Origin of the sequence: Halomonas sp. NCCP-2165, from assembly GCF_023708045.1 — a bacterium.
Taxonomy (GTDB): Bacteria; Pseudomonadota; Gammaproteobacteria; order Pseudomonadales; family Halomonadaceae; genus Bisbaumannia; species Bisbaumannia pacifica.
In genome coordinates this window covers 102,954-117,662 of the sequence record NZ_BRCY01000008.1, presented here as the reverse complement: position 1 = coordinate 117,662, position 14,709 = coordinate 102,954, and the positions used below count along the sequence as shown (strand labels likewise).

The following is a 14,709-nucleotide window of genomic DNA, read 5'->3' as shown; positions in this document are numbered from 1 at the left end:
GCCCCGCTCTCCCCCGCCGCCCACAAGAGCCCGGCGAGGATCAGCCCCTCCCCCAGCAGGGCCAGAAGCAGATAGGCCCAGGCCCCCCGGCGGGCCCCCTCGTCGCCGTGATGCAGCACCAGGCCGAAGGCGGCGAAGGTCATCAGGGCGAAGCCGAGATAGAAGCTGGGGATGTCCTCGGCCACCAGCAGCAGCAGGTGACCGGCCAGGGTCAGGCTCCAGAGCCGGGCGAAGCGGCGTCGGTGGGGATCCTCCGGGGCGAGATAGCCCCAGGCATAGCCCCCGGCCAGGGCCCACAGCAGGGTGCTCATGGCCAGCAGCGGCCGGCGCGTCTCATCGAGCAGCCAGTGCCCGCCCAGCAGCCAGGCCTCGAGCGTCAGCTCCAGGGGCGGCGCCCAGAGCGCCAGGACCAGCGCCGGCAGGGGCCCGCTCAGCCAGACCAGGGTCGCCAGGCGCCGCTCGAGCAGCCCCGGCAGGCCCGCCACCAGCAGCGGCCAGGCCACCGCCAAGGCCAGGCTCCAGGGCAAGAGGGACGCAACACTCATGGGAAGTACTCCCCGCCGACCACCCGGCCCGCCCAGTCCAGGGGACTGTAGGGCAGCCCCGCCAGCAGCCCCGCCAGCAGGCTGAACAGCCCCGTGGCCAGGGCCGGGCCCCAGAGCCAGGCATGGGTCTCGAAGCGGCCCAGGCAGCGCGCCTGGGGCCAGGCGGGATCCGCGGCGGCCTTGAACCACAGCCGATAGATCGGCGGCAGGAAGTAGGCGGCATTGAGCAGGCTGCTGGCCACCAGCACGGCGATCACCCAGGGCGAGCCGGCGGCCACCGCCCCCATGCCCAGGTACCACTTGCTGATAAAGCCCGCCAGGGGCGGCAGGCCGATCATGCCCAGGGCCCCCAGGGTAAAGGCGAGGCTGGTCAGGGGCATTCGCCGCCCCGCCCCGTCCAGCTCGTCGACACGGTGGATCCCCAGCTCCTCGGCATAGTTGCCGGCGCAGAAGAACAGCGTCACCTTCATCAGCCCCTGATGGAGCAGGTGCGCCAGGCCGGCGAGGGTCCCCAGGGGGCCGAAGAGGCTCACCCCCAGGACGATATAGGCCACCTGGCTCACCGTGGAGAAGGCCAGGCGGCGCTTGAGGTCGCTCTGGGCCAGGGCGCGCAGGGAGCCATAGAGGATGGTCAGCGAGGCGGCGGCGGTCAGCCAGCCGAGCAGCCCCAGGGTGGCGCTGAAGGCGATGCCATAGACGTCATAGACCAGGCGCACGATGCCGAAGGCCCCCGCCTTGACCACCGCCACCGCATGCAGCAGGGCGCTGACCGGCGCCGGCGCCACCATCGCCTGGGGCAGCCAGCCATGCAGGGGCACCAGGGCCGCCTTGACGCCGAGCCCCAACATCAGCAGCAGGAAGATGCCCTGCAGGATCGGATGGTATGCCTCGCCCAGCTCGCTCAGGCGCAGCTCGCCGAAGGTCAGCTCCCCGGCCAGGGCCTGCAACCAGACCACCCCCAGCAGCAGCACGAAGCCGGCACTGACCGTGTAGCGCAGGTAGGTGCGCCCGGCGGCCAGCGCCGCCGGGGTCCCGCGATGCACCACCAGCGGGTAGGTGGCCAGGGTCAGCAACTCGTAGAAGATCAGGAAGGTGAAGAGGTTGGCGGCCAGGGCGATGCCCAGGGTACTGGCCACGCAGAGGCTGAAGAAGCCGAAGAAGCGGCGCCGATTGGGCGATGCCTCCAGGTAGGCCACCGCATAGAGGGTGGTCAAGAGCCATAGCAGGGAGGAGAGGCCGGCGAACAGGATGCCCAGGGGATCCGCCACCAGGTGAACGCTGAAGCCCTCCATCACCGGCAGATGGAAACGGTAGGCCGCCCCCTGGGCCAGGCCCCGGACCATCCAGGCCACTAGCGCCAGCTTGAGCAGCGCCGCCCCGAGGTTGATCGCGGTCCGCGTGCGATGGGCCCGCTCCGGCAACAGGAAGATCACGGGGGCCGCCAGCAGCGAGGTGGCCAGGGTCAGCAGCAGGATCGGGGCACCGCTCATGGCAGCCCCCCGCCCTGCACCCAGGCCACGGGCCAGCCGGCGAGCAATCCCAGGAAGAGGGCCGCCAGGGCCAATCCCAGGGGCACGATATCCAGATGACTCGGCACCCGGCGGCAGGGCGGCGCCTCGGCGCGGGCGGCAAAGCAGTAGGCGAAGACTCGGAACAGGTAGGCCGCACTCAGCAGGCTGCCCAGCCCCAGCAGCAGCAGCCATGGCCACTGGCCGGCGGCCAGGGCCGACTCCAGCAGCAACCACTTGGCGGTGAAGGCGCCGCTGGGTGGCAGCCCCATGATGCTCACCCCCGCCACGCCGAAGACCAGCAGCGACAGGGGCAACTGCTGCCCCACCCCGGTGAGCCCCTCCAGGTCATCGCAACCCATGGCCAGCACCAGGTTGCCAGCGGCCATAAACATCGCCGCCTTGGCCAGGGCATGGGTGATAAAGAGCAGCCAGGTGGCCTGCCAGGCCAGCTGACGGGCACCCTCCTCGGCGCTGGCCATCAGCGGGAAGAGCAGCAACAGATAGCCCATCTGGGAGACGGTGGAGTAGGCCACCACCTTCTTGAGGGTGGCCTGGCGCCAGGCCAGCAAGCCGCCCCAGAGCACCGCGGCGGCCCCCAGCCAGCCCAGTAGCTGCATGCTGGGGGCCGCGGCGGGACCGAGCTGCCACCACAGCTTGATCAGCAGGAAGAGGCTGGCCTTGATGATCAGCGCCGCGTGCAGGGCGCTCACAGGCGCCCAGGCCGCGGCATGGGCCGGAGGCAACCAGGTATGCAGCGGAAAGGCCCCGGCCTTGACCAGCAGGCCGGTGCTCAACCCGGCCAGGGCCAGCCAGCGCCACTGGGGGGCCCCGGCGGAGACCTGGGCAAGCAGGGCGAAGTCGAGATGACCATAGTGGCGATAGAGTAATAGCGCCGAAGTCAGGATCAGCGCCGACCCGCTGAGGCTGGCCAGCAGATAATAGAGGCTCGCCCGGCGCGCCTCCCGGCTAGCGGGTAGCCACATCAGGGCCACCGCGCACAGCCCCAGCCCTTCCAGGGCCAGGTAGAGGGTGAGCAGGTCGGAGACCAGCCAGATCAGGGTCAGGAACCCCCACACCGCCGCCAGCAAGGGCCACAGCCAGTGGCTGCGGCCGGCGGGCACGCCATGCTCACGCAGATGCCCCCGGGCATGCCAGGCCACGCCGGCCACCAGCAGGGTAGTCAAGAGGATAAGGAGCCCGGCGAGTCCCTCGCTGGGCCAGGTGCCGGCGCTCAAGGTCGCTGCCGATTCATGGCCCGTTCGAGCAGCGCCTCGGTCTCGTCACCGGGGCCCCGGCGGAGCAGATCCATGGCCTCGTGGTAGAGGCACAGCCGGGTCTTGCAGGAGGCGCAGAAGACCGCATCGTCGGGATTCTTGACCTTGGAGACACGCACGCGGTGGCTTCCACACTGGGGGCAGGCGACGGGTAGGCGAAAATCCTCCGAAAGATCACTCATCTAGCGTCCTCCTCGTGGCTTCCCTACCAGTCTTTGAGGTAAGTGCCAGAACTTCAAGGGACGCTACCAACGCAAGGCGAGACGCCAAAGTTATTACAACCAACCACACCCATCGTTGAGGCCCGGGGCTACCCTCGGCGATTCGAGCGACGGTGACTCATCTGGCTTAGTCGCGCCGGAAGACCAGGCTCAGGTTATTGGCGGGCATCTCGACGACCCGGCTCAGGGCGAGGCCATGCCGCCGCGCCTCGGCCTCGACCGCCGCCAGGTCGCGAATGCCCCAGGCGGGATCGCGGCGACGCAGGTCGGCATCGAAGGCGGCGTTGCTGGGCGCGGTATGGGCGCCATCCCGCTGGAAGGGGCCATAGACGAAGCACACCCCGCCCGCCGGCAGCCGGGCGCCGGCCTCGGCGAACAGCGCCTGGCCGGCGGCCCAGGGGGAGATATGCAGCAGGTTGATGCACACCAGGGCCGCGAAGTCGGCCACCGGCCAGGGGCGGCGGGTCACATCCAGGGCGAGCGGCGCCAGCAGGTTGTCGGGCCCCTCGGCATCACGCCAGGCGGCGATGGAGGCCCGCGCCCGGGGGCTCGGGTCGGAGGGCTGCCACTCCAGGCCGGGCAAGGCACGGGCGAAGTGCAGGGCATGCTCGCCGCTGCCGCTGGCCAGCTCCAGGACCCGCCCCCGGCTCGGCAGGACATCGCGCAGCACCGCGAGGATCGGCGCGGCATTGCGCGCCGCGGCGGGGCTGATCAAGCGCGCCTCGGCGCCGGGGCCCAGATCGGGGTCGAGACTATCCATGGGGTATCTCCTTCGCGAGGTGTCGGATGCGCTCGCCTGGGGCTCGTTTATCCGACCTACAGTCCCAGCTTCTCGGCCACATAGTCGGCATCCTTGTCGCCGCGGCCGGAGAGGTTAATCAGGATATGCTGGTCCTTGGGCAGGGTCGGCGCCACGCGCATCGCCCAGGCCACCGCATGGGCGCTCTCCAGGGCGGGGATGATCCCCTCCACCCGCGATAGCGTCAGGAAGGCCTCCAGGCATTCCGCGTCGCTGGCGCTCTGGTAGTCGACTCGTCCCACCTGCTTGAGGTAGCTGTGCTGGGGGCCCACCCCGGGGTAGTCGAGGCCCGAGGCGATGGAGTGCACCGGCAGCGGGTTACCCGCCTCGTCCTCCAGCACATAGCAGCGCATGCCGTGGATCTCGCCGGGCTTGCCCAGCGTCAGGGTGGCGGAGTGGCGCGGGGTATCGAGGCCCTCGCCGGCGGGTTCCACCCCCACCAGGTGCACCGCCTCGTCCTCGAGGAAGGCGGTGAACATGCCGATGGCATTGGAGCCACCGCCGACGCAGGCGGTGACATGGTCGGGCAGCTTGCCGTGGCGCGCGAGGAACTGCTCGCGGGCCTCGCGGCCGATGATCGACTGGAAGTCCCGGACCATCTTGGGGAAGGGGTGCGGCCCGACCACCGAGCCGATGGCATAGATATAGTTCTGGGGGTCCTTGAGGTACTCCTCGAAGGCGCTGTCCACGGCATCCTTGAGGGTCGCCGTGCCGCGGGTCACCGCCACCAGCTTGCAGCCGAGGATCTTCATCTTGGTGACGTTGGGGTGTTCCTTCTCGATATCCACCTGGCCCATATGGATCTCGCAGGGGATACCCACCAGGGCGCAGGCGGTGGCCAGGGCCACGCCATGCTGGCCGGCGCCGGTCTCGGCGATCACCTTGGTCTTGCCCATGAACTTGGCCAGCAGCGCCTCGCCCAGGCAGTGATTGATCTTGTGGGCGCCGGTGTGATTGAGGTCCTCCCGCTTGAGATGGATCTGGGCGCCGCCCAGCGTCTCGGAGAGCCGCCGGGCATGGAAGATCGGGCTGGGCCGGCCCACATAGTCGGCGAAGAGGCCGGCCAGCTCCTGCTGGAAGTCCTCGCGGGCGCGGATCTCCTCGTAGGCGGCATCGATCTCGTCCATCACCTGCTTGAGGTGGGGCGGCACCAGCTGGCCGCCGAAGTCGCCGAAGAAGCCCCGGGCGTCGGGCATGTCGTGAGTCAGGGAAGAAGCCATGGAGTCATCCTGCACAGAGAACAAGGAATTTCCCCCTAATTTGCCCTAGCCAGGGGGCCGCGTCGAGCCCACCTTCGACGCAGGGCCCCCTCTGGCTCAGGCGGCGGCGAGGCGCGCTCCCAGCCAGGGGCCGATATCCGCCACCTGCTGGGGGCACAGCGAGTGCGGCATGGGATAGGTGCGATAAGTGACCGCATAGCCCATGGCCTCCAGGCGCTCGGCGCCGGCGCGGCCCAGGGCCTCCGGCACCACCGGGTCCTGGGTGCCGTGGTGCACCTCGACGGCCAGGTCGCGATTGGCCTCGCTGGGGATGAGGCTATCGGCGGTGGCGAAGTAGGTGGAGAGCGCCAGCAGGCCGCCCAGGGGCTTGGGGTAACTGAGCGCCGCCTGATAGGCCACGGCACCGCCCTGGGAGAAGCCGGCCAGGATGATGCGGCGGCTGTCGATGCCGGCGGCGATCTGATCGTCGATCAGCGCCTGCACCCGGGCCGCGGAGGCCAGCAGCTGGGCCTCGTCGACGCGACGATCCAGGCTCATCTCGAGGATGTCGTACCAGGCCGGCATCACCATGCCGCCGTTGATGGTCACCGGCAGCCGTGGGGCATGGGGCAGGATAAAGCGCACCGCCCGCTCCGCCGGCAGCTGCAGCGCCGGCACCAGCGGCTCGAAGTCATGGCCATCGGCGCCCAGGCCGTGGAGGATGATCACGCAGCTGTCGGCGGGACGGCCGTCGCGGGGTTCGATAATCAGTTCGCCGGGGTGGCTCATGGTCGGGTTCTCGCAGGGTCGAAATCACTGGCCGCTACCCTACCCCAAGCGCCGACGACTGGCCATGGTCCTTGAGGGGTCACAGCGCCCCGCGAAGACCTGCCCCCAGGGTAGCCCCGAGCCTCCACGCCAGGGGTTAGAAAGGCCAGATCAACGGCGTCAGGATCAGCACCACCAGGGCGGTCAGCAGGTTGAGCAGGCCGCCGACGCGCAGGAAATCGCCGAAGCGGTAGCCGCCGGGGCCGTGAACCATCAGGTTGGTCTGGTAGCCGATGGGGGTCAGGAAGCTGGCCGAGGCGGCGAACATCACCACCACCACGAAGGGAATCGGGTTGACCCCCAGGCTCTCGGCGCTGGCCATGACGATGGGGAAGGTGATCACCGCGGCGGCATTGTTGGTGACCAGCTCGGTCAACAGCGCCACCAGCAGATAGGCCCCCACCAGCAGCAGCCAGGGATTGCCGGCCGCCAGGCCCAGCCCCGCCTGGGCCAGGAAGGCCGCGGCCCCGGTCGTCTCCAGGGCGGCCCCCAGGCCGAAGGAGGCGGCGATGGTCAGCAGCACCTGGGTGTCCAGGCCGCGGCGGGCGGCGCCGATGGAGCAGCAGCCGCTGAGCACCGACAGGGCCGCCCCCAGCATGGCCGCATTGAGCATGCTCATCACGCCGCTGGCGGCCAGGACCACCACCCCGGCGAGGATGCTCCAGGCCAGCCAGGCCTTCTCGTGGATGGGCCGGGCGGCGCCATTGACCTGGCTGATCAAGAGGAAGTCCCGGGACTGGCGATGGCGCTCGATAAAGGGCGGACGCGCCTCCAGCAACAACACATCGGCGGGCTGCAGGCGAATCTGCCCCAGGTTGCCGGCGACCCGCTCGCCGTTGCGGCATACCGCCAGCACGGCGGCGCCATAGAGGGTGCGGAAGTGGCCGTCGCGGATGCGCTGACCGATGAACTGGCACTGGTTGGAGACCACCGCCTCCACCAGGCGACGCTCCTTGAAGTCTTTCTGCAGGCTCGACTGGCCCTGATGAGAAGGCATCAGGCCGCGGATCTGCTGCAGCTCCACGGCACCGGCGGAGGTACCGGCGAAGATCAGCCGGTCATTGCCCTTGAGCTTCTCGCCGGGGCCCACCACGCTGACCACGTTGCCCTCCCGCTCGATCTCCACCAGGAACAGCTCCTGGAGATGACGCAGCCCCGCCTCCTCCACCGTCTTGTCGACCAGGGGCCCGACGGGGTCCACCGCCATCTCGATGGTGAACTCGCGGGGGTTCTCGAAGGCCTCGGCGGCGCCGCGACGCGCCGGCAAGAGGTGGCGTCCCACCAGCAGCAGATAGGTCAGGCCGACGATGGCCACCGGCACGCCCAGCCAGGCGATATCGAAGAGCCGCAGGGCCAGCTCCGGGTAACGATCGGCCAACAGGCCATTGACCACCAGGTTGGTGCTGGTGCCCATCAGCGAGATGGTACCGCCGAGGATGGAGGCGAAGCTGAGCGGCATCAGCAGGCGATTGGCGGGAATGTTGAGGCGCCGGCTCCAGCTGATCACCGCGGGGATATAGGTGGCCACCACCGGGGTGTTGTTGAGGAAGCCGCTGATCGCCGCCACCGGCAGCAGCAGCCGCCCCTGGGCTCGCACCTCGCTGCGCGGCCGGCCCAGCACATAGCGGATGATCAGGTCGATGCCGCCGGTCTCGCGGATGCTGGCCACCAGGATATAGAGAAAGGCCACGGTAAACAGGGCACTGCTGGAGAAGCCGGCCAGGGCCTGGTCGGGCTCGATAACGCCGAGGGTCAGCAGCAGGATGACCGCACCGAGGAGAATGATATCGGGGCCGATCCGGCTCAGGGCCATCAGCGGGAAGACGGTGCCGACGACGGCCAGCGCGATCCAGGCATCCAGGGACATGGGCGATCCAGTAGAACCAGCAAAGCCCCATTGTGACGGCCGCCACCTATAGCGAAAAGTTATTTCTAGAAATTTATCTATTCGATGGGGAGATAAAAACCCGAATCACGCCCACGAAAAAGGCCCGCCGAGGCGGGCCTTTTTTCGACCGCCGAAGCGGTCACATCGAGGCGATCAGCGCTTAGCCGATGACCTTGATGTTGGAAGCCTGGAGGCCTTTCTTGCCCTGGGTGACGTCGAAGGAGACCTTCTGACCGTCTTGCAGGGTCTTGAAGCCGTCGGCCTGGATCTCGGAGAAGTGAGCGAACAGGTCGTCGCCGTTGTCGTCCGGAGAGATGAAGCCGAAGCCCTTGGTGTCATTGAACCACTTAACGGTACCAGTTGCCATGATCGAATTCCTCGAAGTAGCAGATGTTTAACCGGGAATTACCCGAGACGAGTGGGTAAAACAAGGAGAAGTACACCAGGCTACCGAAACGCTTGAAACGACTTTCGATGACAACTGACGCTATTCGACTTGCTAACCAACTGGACGCAGGATGCGCTTTCGGGCCTTCCGAGTCAAACAGTTTTTCACTCGCCCCGAGGATTTTAGCCTCGCCCCCGGGCCAGGGCCGCCGCCAGGGGCGCATCCCGGCCATAGGGGTCGGAGTGGAAGATCACCTCGCCGCCCGGCGCCGGGTAGGCCGTCCAGTAGTAGAGGTAGAGGGGCACCGACCGCGCCAGATGCAGGGTCTGGCTCTCGCCACCGGCCAGCCGCGCCGCCAGATCGACGCGGGTGCCGGTATCGGCCAGCAACTGCTCCACCAGCCGGCGCACCCCCTCGACGCGAATGCAGCCGGAGCTGATCAGCCGTTGATCTCGCCCGAACAGCCCCCGCCCCGGGGTATCGTGCAGGTAGACCGCATGGCCATTGGGGAAGCGCAGCACCATCTGCCCCAGGGGGTTGGCGGGTCCCGGGGCCTGGCGCAGCATCACCGCACCGGGATTCTGCCAATCCACCGCCTCGGGATCGAGGGGCGTGCCGTCCGGTGCCAGTACGCTGAACCGGCCCTCCAGGGCCAGGGGGTCCTGGCGCAACTGGGGCAGCTTGTCCTCGCGGAAGATGGTCGGCGGCACCGTCCAGCTGGGGTGCAGGTCGAAGTGGGTCACCCTCGACGCCAGCAGCGGCGTCGGTCGTCGCGGCTGGCCGACGATCACCCGGGTCCGCCAGGTCTCACCGTCGGGACGCCGGTAATCCAGGGTCTGCCCCGCCACATTGACCAGGACATGGTGCCCGGCCAGGGTCGGCAGCCACCAGCGGGCCCGCTCCAGACCGAGGCGCAGCTGCTCGATACGCCGGCTCACCGGCACGTTCAGGGCATCCCGGGTGCGCGGGCCCACCACCCCATCGTCATTCAGGCCGTGACGGCGCTGGAAACGGCGCACCGCCGCCACCAGGGGCTCGTCGTAGTGCAGGGAGTCGAAGCCGGCGGGTCGAGCGCGGGCGGCCAGCTCGCCATAGAGGCCCGCCTCGGGCACCAGCGCCCCCAGCTCCCCCGCCGCCGCCAGGCGTTCACGCAGTCGGCGCACCTCCTCATGACGCTCGCCGGGGCGCAGCGCCGCCGAGCGCGGCGGCAACGGCGCCCAACCGCCCAGGGCCTCGAGACGCCGATGCTCCGCCAGGGCCCGGCGCAGCTGGTCATAGGCCGGATGCTCGGGGCGCGCCAGGCTCAGGGCCTCCTCGACGCGCCCCGCCGCCAGGGCATCGGCGATCCGTGGCCAGGGCAGGCTCGCCTCGGCCAAGGGAATCTCCCAGCGGGGGTCCAGGCGCCGTGGGTCGACCCGCCCCCGGGCCAGGTCCTCCAGGGCCTGGACCAGGGCGCGGCTGGCCTCCTGCGCCAGGCGCTCGCGAGCCGCGCCATCCTCCGCCGGCAGGGCCGCGAAGGCCTGGCGCCAGGTGTCGGCCCGGTAATGGGCCGGCGTCAGGCCATCCTCGGCCAGCGACGCCAGGGCGCGATCGAGTCGCGCCAGCGACGCCTCGTCCTGCCATAACCACCGACCGTTCAGGGCCTCGTCAAGCGGCACCAGGGCGGCATCCCGGTGCTCGACGCCATCCCTCATAACGGCGCCACCGGGAAGCGGAGCCTGCTGCGCCAACGCCGGCAGCGACAGGCCGGCCACGCACAAGGCCGCGCACAGGGCGACCAACAGGACGCCCCAGCGGCGCGGCAGGCCACCGAGTGGGAGCGCCATGGAATCACGCCGGTTGGTGAATGCTCGCTTTATGGTCATACTTAGGCCCGTCCGCTGGGAATCATCGGTAAAGTGTATCGCCCGGCGGCCCGGATCGAAACGCAGGAGCCCATAACAATGACGCACGATGCGCCATCCTTGTCACCGAAACGACTCGGCGTTCTGCTGTTCTCGGTGGCCCTGGCCGTCCCCACCCTGGCGGCGGCCTCCAGCGCCCCCTCACCCACCTTCGGCGAAGCGCGCCTGAGCGATACCCTCAAGCGCCTGGCACCCGGCGCCGACGCCCGGGTGCTGGAGCGCGCCGCCCAGGCCTGGCACTGCGCCCGGCCCGAGGCCGAACGCCTGGCGGTGATCGACTTCGCCCGCTCCGCCAACGAGCCACGCCTGTGGGTCTTCGACCTGGCCGAGGAACGCCTGCTGTTCGAGGAACTGGTCTCCCACGGCCGCGGCACCGGCGACGAGCAGGCCCGCTGGTTCTCCAATACGCCGGAGAGCCATCAGTCGAGCCTGGGGCTGTTTCGCACCCTCAACAGCTATGACGGCAGCAACGGTTACTCGCTGCGCCTGGAGGGGCTGGAGCCGGGGGTCAATGACCTGGCCTACGAACGCGCCATCGTGATTCATGGCGCCGACTATGTCAGCGAGGAATTCATCGCCGCCAATGGCCGCCTGGGTCGCAGCTTCGGCTGCCCGGCGGTGCGCCAGGAGGTGGCTTACCCGCTGATCGACAGCCTCAAGGAGGGCCAGTACCTGTTCGCCCACTACCCGGACGACGACTGGGTGGACGGCTCCGACTTCCTGGCCTGCACCCCCTCCTTGCGCCTGGCCCGGCAGATCGACGTGGGCGGCGTCTCCCTGGCCACGGCCTATACCGCCCAGGACGACTCGGCGAGCGACGCGGAGTGGCTGGCCTCGCGGCATCGGGAGTAAGGCATGGCGGTACTGCTGTTCAAGCTGCGGGGCGTCCCGGAGGACGAGGCCGACGAGGTGCGCGAGCGCCTCGCGACCCAGGGCTTCGAGACCTACGAGACCCAGGAAGGGTTCTGGCGGCTGGGCGAGCCGGCCATCTGGCTGCGCGACCCCGAGCAGTTCGCCGCGGCCCGCCGGGTGATCGAGGCCTACCAGGCCGAGCGCGCCGCGCTGTTGCACCGCGAGCGGGAGGCCCGACGGGCCCGGGGCGAGGCGGACACCCTGGGGCGCCGCCTCGTCCACCAGCCGCTGCGACTGCTGCTGTTGCTGGCCGGCGCCGGGGCCATCCTGGCGCTTAGCCTGCTGCCCTTCCTAAGGCTGGGGTAGGTCGGATAAGCCGAAGGCGCAACCGACATCACCGGAGGGGCAGCGGGGGTGCTCGTTGTGTCGGGTGTGCTCGTTGTGTCGGGTGTGCTCGTTGTGTCGGGTGTGCTCGTTGTGTCGGGTGTGCTCGCCGTGTCGGGTCTGCTCGCCGTAGGCTCGCTTACCCGACCTACGGCGACCTACTGGGTCACGTACTTGAGGATCTCCACCACCTGATCGGTACTGGTGCACCAGCCCATGGCGGCGGCATCCACCTCCTTGAGGGGGTGGACGATCTCTTCGCTGTGCAGGGTCACGTAGGGCTTGCCCAGGGCGGCGCAGTAGCCGGCATCGAAGGCGGCGTTCCATTGCTTGTACTTGTCGCCGAAGCGCACCACCACCAGGTCGCTCATCTCGATCAGCGTCTTGGTGCGAATGGCGTTGATCTTGGACGACTTGTGATCGCGCCAGAAGCCCTCGCAGGCCGGCCCCAGATGATCGCCGGCGGCATCGCTGGCGTCATGGTCGGTCACCGCCGAGGTAAAGGTGATATCCAGGCCCGCGGCGGCGGCGCCCCGCTCGATCTCCTCACGCCAGTCGGTGTGGATCTCGCCGGACAGATAGACGGTAAAGCTCATGGGATTCTCCAGGTCACGATGGTCGGGCCATTAATCGTACACAAAATCTGTATACATTGCAGGCTGCGACAAGCCACCGCAGCCAGGGGGGCCGATCCGGGCCAGCGGCGCCTTGTTCCCGGCGCCGTCGCTGGCTAGCCTCGAAGGCTCCCCTTGCCCTGGACACCATAACATCATGCACCCCCAACGCCGTGCCCTGCACGATGAGCTCCACTCCCGCCCCTCCATCGACCTGCCCGGCTCCGCGCTGGTGCATCACTATGCCCTGCTGGACGAGGATGGCGCCATCGGCCAGGCGCTGCTCGAGCGGCTGGCCCGGGACCACGGCGTGCCCCCCGATCATCGGGCGGCTCAGCATATCCTCGAGCTCGACGGCATGACGCTGAAGTGGGAGCGCCATACCGAATTCTTCACCCTGACCCTCTATCGCCCCGCCGTCCCCGGCGAGACCCACTGGCCCGCCCCGCCGGAGGTGCTGGAGCGCCTGCTCTCGCCCCATCGCGAGGCGATCATCAACGCCAGCCTGGTGCGGGTGGAGACTCAGGCGCACTGGGGAGGCGCCCCCGCCGCCTACGGCTTCCGCGGCACCGCGGGCTCCCGGGTCGGCGGCGACGCCGCCAGCGTGTGGAGCGACTTTCACCTCAGCGACTGCGGCGTCAATCGCCTGCTGGTGATCAACGAGCGGCTCAACGACTTCCGCCTGGGACGCATGGTGCGCCGCCTGCTGGAGATCGAGACCTACCGCATGATGGCCTCCCTGGCGCTGCCCCTGGCCAAGTCGCTAAGCGGCGAGCTCCAGGCCCAGGAGCAGGCCCTGGCCGAGCTGACTCACCGCAACGCCCAGGCCCCCCGGGGCGATACCCGGCCGCTGCTGGAGGAGGTCAGCGCCCTCTCGGCCCGCATCGCCCACACCTGCTCCCGGGCCCGCCAGCGCTTCAGCGCCACCGAGGCCTATGCCAGCCTGGTGGCGGAGCGCATCGAGGAACTGCGCGAGAGTCGCATCGACGACCGCCAGCGCCTGGGTTATTTCATCCTGCGTCGCTTCCGCCCCACGGTGCGCTACTGCGCCGCCACCGACCAGCGCCTGCTCAGCCTGGAGCAGCGGGTGGCCCACCTGGGCGACCTGCTCCAGGCCCGCGCCCAGGTGGAGATGGAGGCCCAGAACTCGGCGATCCTGCAGAGCCTCAACGAGCGCACCAGCCGCCAGCTGGCGATCCAGCGCGCCGTGGAGGGACTCTCCATGATCGTGCTGGGCTACTACATCCTCAGCCTCTACAAGCTGGGGGTGGAGAGCCTCAGCGCCGTGGTGCCCCACGAGCCACGCCTGGTGAGCCTGGCCCTGGCCCCGGTGGCCCTGGCGCTGCTGATCGGCGTGGCCCTGCATATCCGCCGGGTCAGGAAGCACTCCAAGTAGCCTTAGTCGACGGCGGCTGGGGGCGATGCCTGCGAACGGCGCAGGCCTTCGAGGCGCGCATAGAGGTACTCGGTAAAGAAACCGTGCATCAGGAAGCGCTGGCTCAGGTTCCAGGGGCCCACCAGGTAGAGGGGATGCTTGTTGTAGGCCAGCTCGGCGAGCTGGGGCTCGTCGATCAGCGCGCCGATGCGCAGGGCGATGGACTGATCCAGGTTGAAGCCGTTGATGGCGTCCCGGTACTCCTCCCGGGTCAACAGCAGGCAGAACAGGCACATGAACAGCGCATGGGCGCTCTCGAAGTCGAGCACCTGGGTGCGCCGCGGGCGGATCTCGAACTCGAGCGCGTCCAGGGGACGCCAGTGCTGCCAGCTCGGCGCCCGGCCCTCCCCCGCCTCGTTCGGCGTCCCCCCCAACGCCTCGATGCTGCGAAACAGCGCCTGGTCGTGCTCGACGAAGCTCGCCTCGCGCATCTCAGCGATGCGCCGCGGGTAGAGGGTCACCGGCGCCACCTTGCCCGGGGCGGTGTTGTCGATCAGGAAGTTGAGCAGGTTCGATTCGGTGGCGAAGTGGCGCAGGATCAGGCGGTTGGCCTGGGGGCTGACGAAGTGGGTGCAGAACCAGCAGATCAACCGCTGCAGCAGGCCATGAGCGCGGAACTGGGGCAGCGGTAGGCGCTTGAAGAACCACACCAAGTGCAGCAGCACCGCCAGGAGGCCCTGGAGGATGGGCCGCAGCCACCAGCGGGTGGGGTTGGCCAGGTCCTCCAGCCATAGCCGCCGCGCCTCCGGCTCGATGGGCAGTGCCTCGTCCTGGGCGATGGCGCGCAGATAGGGGCTAAGCGCTGGCTTCTCGTATTGCCTAGTCACGGGGCACCTCCTGCGGTGGCAAGGCATGGCATCGCGGGCC

14 protein-coding genes and 1 pseudogene are annotated in these 14,709 nt (G+C 69.1%); 3 read left to right on the top strand and 12 right to left on the bottom strand.

All coding sequences use genetic code 11. From position 1 onward, the window contains the following. From NFU04_RS06435 to NFU04_RS06390, 10 genes and pseudogenes are all read right to left on the bottom strand, one after another. Positions 1-545: pseudogene (locus NFU04_RS06435) on the bottom strand (hypothetical protein); the annotation flags it as partial. Continuing rightward, complete coding sequence (locus tag NFU04_RS06430) at positions 542-2,035, bottom strand: complex I subunit 5 family protein (RefSeq protein WP_251308692.1); 1,494 nt, start codon at positions 2,033-2,035, stop codon at positions 542-544. The pseudogene NFU04_RS06435 and the gene NFU04_RS06430, both read right to left, overlap by 4 nt. After that, positions 2,032-3,240 (bottom strand): complex I subunit 5 family protein, encoded by a 1,209-nt coding sequence (locus NFU04_RS06425; protein ID WP_251308691.1) that lies wholly within the window; start codon positions 3,238-3,240, stop codon positions 2,032-2,034. Before NFU04_RS06425 ends, NFU04_RS06430 begins: the two co-directional genes overlap by 4 nt. Positions 3,241-3,287: 47 nt before the next feature. Continuing rightward, positions 3,288-3,512: a hypothetical protein gene (locus tag NFU04_RS06420; protein ID WP_146802573.1), complete on the bottom strand. Its 225-nt coding sequence runs from the start codon at positions 3,510-3,512 to the stop codon at positions 3,288-3,290. A gap of 166 nt (positions 3,513-3,678) precedes the next feature. Then, the gene (locus NFU04_RS06415; RefSeq protein WP_251308690.1) at positions 3,679-4,311 is read right to left on the bottom strand and encodes a DUF938 domain-containing protein; all 633 of its coding nucleotides are present in this window, start codon (positions 4,309-4,311) and stop codon (positions 3,679-3,681) included. A 56-nt stretch (positions 4,312-4,367) separates the two neighbouring features. After that, positions 4,368-5,570, bottom strand: coding sequence for a tryptophan synthase subunit beta (trpB, locus tag NFU04_RS06410; RefSeq protein WP_251308689.1), 1,203 nt, complete (start codon positions 5,568-5,570; stop codon positions 4,368-4,370). A gap of 96 nt (positions 5,571-5,666) precedes the next feature. Further along, positions 5,667-6,338 (bottom strand): alpha/beta hydrolase, encoded by a 672-nt coding sequence (locus NFU04_RS06405; RefSeq protein ID WP_251308688.1) that lies wholly within the window; start codon positions 6,336-6,338, stop codon positions 5,667-5,669. A gap of 136 nt (positions 6,339-6,474) precedes the next feature. Next, entirely contained in the window at positions 6,475-8,244 is a 1,770-nt protein-coding gene (locus NFU04_RS06400; RefSeq protein WP_251308687.1) for an SLC13 family permease, read from the bottom strand. Between the two features lie 181 nt (positions 8,245-8,425). Next, complete coding sequence (locus NFU04_RS06395; protein ID WP_010629501.1) at positions 8,426-8,632, bottom strand: cold-shock protein; 207 nt, start codon at positions 8,630-8,632, stop codon at positions 8,426-8,428. A gap of 203 nt (positions 8,633-8,835) precedes the next feature. Next, positions 8,836-10,479 (bottom strand): L,D-transpeptidase family protein, encoded by a 1,644-nt coding sequence (locus NFU04_RS06390; RefSeq protein ID WP_251308686.1) that lies wholly within the window; start codon positions 10,477-10,479, stop codon positions 8,836-8,838. Between the two features lie 117 nt (positions 10,480-10,596). On the opposite strand from NFU04_RS06390, the gene NFU04_RS06385 reads away from it, so the two are divergent. Further along, the gene (locus tag NFU04_RS06385; RefSeq protein ID WP_251308685.1) at positions 10,597-11,409 is read left to right on the top strand and encodes a murein L,D-transpeptidase catalytic domain family protein; all 813 of its coding nucleotides are present in this window, start codon (positions 10,597-10,599) and stop codon (positions 11,407-11,409) included. Positions 11,410-11,412: 3 nt separating this feature from the next. Continuing rightward, positions 11,413-11,775, top strand: coding sequence for a DUF6164 family protein (locus NFU04_RS06380; RefSeq protein WP_251308684.1), 363 nt, complete (start codon positions 11,413-11,415; stop codon positions 11,773-11,775). Positions 11,776-11,951: 176 nt separating this feature from the next. Here the strand turns inward: NFU04_RS06380 and NFU04_RS06375 are convergent, their stop codons facing one another. Then, complete coding sequence (locus tag NFU04_RS06375; protein ID WP_146802586.1) at positions 11,952-12,389, bottom strand: YtoQ family protein; 438 nt, start codon at positions 12,387-12,389, stop codon at positions 11,952-11,954. Positions 12,390-12,564: 175 nt separating this feature from the next. On the opposite strand from NFU04_RS06375, the gene NFU04_RS06370 reads away from it, so the two are divergent. After that, entirely contained in the window at positions 12,565-13,803 is a 1,239-nt protein-coding gene (locus NFU04_RS06370; RefSeq protein WP_251308683.1) for a DUF3422 domain-containing protein, read from the top strand. Positions 13,804-13,805: 2 nt separating this feature from the next. Here NFU04_RS06370 and NFU04_RS06365 read toward each other — a convergent pair whose 3' ends face one another. Beyond that, complete coding sequence (locus tag NFU04_RS06365; protein WP_251308682.1) at positions 13,806-14,669, bottom strand: DUF6999 family protein; 864 nt, start codon at positions 14,667-14,669, stop codon at positions 13,806-13,808. Positions 14,670-14,709 lie beyond the last annotated feature (40 nt).